Raw genomic sequence first — 2,556 nt, forward strand, 5'->3', positions numbered from 1 at the left:
CACCGAAAACCGGCTGTCGGCTCCGCAGAAAGAGCGCGTAATCGCGTTGAGCCGGAAAATGAACACCAAACGCTACCAGGCGGCCCAGCAGTTTGCGCCGTTTTACGAAGCGCTGTACCAACTCATCGTTACGCAGCAGGTGAGCCCGGCCGAAGTCGATCATTACCTGACAATTGCCGAAAAGTCGTTTGAAAAATACGACGCCAAAAGCCTGACGAAGGTGTTGGAAACCGTCCGGCTATTTGCCGAAAAGCGGTTTCTTTACACCAATAACTACAACAAACTTTACGCCAACGGCGGCACGTTCACACTTCGTTTGGCCGATCCAAACGGCAGCGTACCCACATCGGCCACCGACACCATTGCTTCGGCCAAAAAGCCGCAACCCGCCAAACCGAACGATTCTGATGGCTGGGATCTGCCGCTGGATTCAACCGGAAAGGTCAGCCCGCTCATGTCCTGGACCGAGCGAAAGCCGATTCCGGTGCTGAACGGGCCGGTTCTGGAAATCAAGGGCGCGGATTTGATCGTGACGACGGCAAACGACTCTGTCGTTTTGAAGAAAACCGATGGTGCCTTGCTGTTGAAAGACGGGATTTGGGTCGGCAAAGGCGGTTCGTTTTCGTGGGAATCGGCGGGGCAGCCGGAGACGTTTGTGACGCTGGCCGATTACAGTTTTGTGGTTAGCAATCCCAAAATTACGGCGGACGACGTGACGCTGACCTACAAGCCCCTCGCCAAACCGATCAAAGGGACTTTTGAGTTTGACAGCAAAAAGCGGGTGGCGCGGCAGGGACCAACCTACCCCCGGTTTATGTCATGGTCCAACGACGTCGTGCTGAACAATCTGGGCAACGGCATCACGTACAAAGGCGGTATTGCGCTGGCGGGAACGAAATTATACGGCTCGGCGGCCAATGGGCAGTCATCACTTTTGCAGGTCAGTTACAAGGGAAAACCGGCTTTCAAGGCCAGCAGCCGCCGGTTTGAGTTCGCCGATTCGTTAATTTCCAGTCCGCTGGTCTCGTTTACCGGCTACATTGACGCCGTCGATACACTCTATCACCCCGGTGTCGCCTTTCGGTATGACCGCGAAACCGGGATTGCCCGCTTGAGTAAAGCCGAAAAATCGGGATATTCCGACACCTATTTCAGCGATAGTTACCACAAATTCTACATTCAACCCGAAGTGGTCCGCTGGGATTTACCGCGTCAAAAGGTTGATTTCTACCAGCTTGGTGCCAAAAAAGAAGTGCCGGTGCGGTTTGAATCGTTCGATTTCTTCTACCCCGAGCGGTATGCCGGGATGTCGGCCGACTTCGGCTTTCATCCGCTCCAACTGGCGGCTAACTACGTTACGGTCAAGAAAACCCAGACGTTTTTTGCCGATGATCTGGCCACCTATTCCAAGATTAGCCCGCCAGTAATGCGCAACGTGCTGAATCGCATGGTGGCACTGGGTTACATCGACATGGACCCCAAATCCGAAGAAATGCGACTGAGCCGGAAGGGCGTTCTGTATGTTCTGGCGAATGCGCGCCGGAAGGATTACGACAACTTCCTGATCCGCTCAACGTACCCTTCTAACGACAGCACGACCAACGCTACGATCAATCTGAATGATAAGTTTTTGACGATCAGAGGAGTTGAGCGGTTTAGCATCAGCGATTCATTGAAAATCACCGCTGTTCCGACGGACAAAACGCTGCGAATTGGCAAAAACCGGGCTTTCACGTTAACCGGGCAACTGAAATCCGGCAACATGCGGTATACGGGCAAGGAGCTGGGTTTCAACTACGACCAGTTTTCGATGAACATGACCAAAATCGACTCGATTACATTTACTCCGCAGGGTAAAAATCAGGAGATTGGCGGTGATATTCAGTATGAAAAACCGGGTACGGTTTTCCTGGCCGACAAAGGCAATAAATCGGGGCGGCAGAAAGATAAAAAGACGACGCAACGGCTGTTGATGCCGGAAGGGATGACGGTTTATTTTAACCAGCCCAACCGGGGAAATCTGATTTACAACAAAAACGTCTACTTCAAAGTCCCTGCGGTGGACAATGACAGCCTGGGAAAAGGCGATATTGCGTTCGATGGGACGTTCTTCTCCGACGGTATTTTCCCGCCCATCAAAACCACCCTGAAATCGATGCCCGACAATTCGCTGGGTTTCGAACACGCGGCTCCGGCGGCTGGGTATCCGCTGTATGGCGGAAAAGGCAACCTGAAGTTTACCGGAAAACTGGTGATGGACCGCAAGGGATTACGGGCCGAAGGCGTTATTTCGCACCTGAACGCGTCCTTACCGGCCAAAGACATTCTGATGACTCCGGATTCGGTTCTGGCATCAGGCGAGTCGGGGCAGATCAAGGAAGGCGTCCTTGGAAAAGCCTATTTTCCGGCGGTGGACCTCAAAAACTACGTCATGAAGTGGTTTCCCAAAGCCGACAGCATGAAAATTTCCACCAAAGCCGACCACTTCAGCTTTTACAATGGCACGACGAATTTGCAGGGCGATTTGCTGGTCCGGTCGGCCGGTTTGTATGGAAA

Annotated in this window: 1 pseudogene; it reads left to right on the top strand. The window is 52.9% G+C overall.

The annotated features are described in order from the left end of the window. Positions 1-2,556 (top strand): annotated as a pseudogene (locus FH871_RS33360) (hypothetical protein); the annotation flags it as partial.

Source organism: Larkinella sp. C7, assembly GCF_006149005.1.
GTDB lineage: Bacteria > Bacteroidota > Bacteroidia > Cytophagales > Spirosomataceae > Larkinella.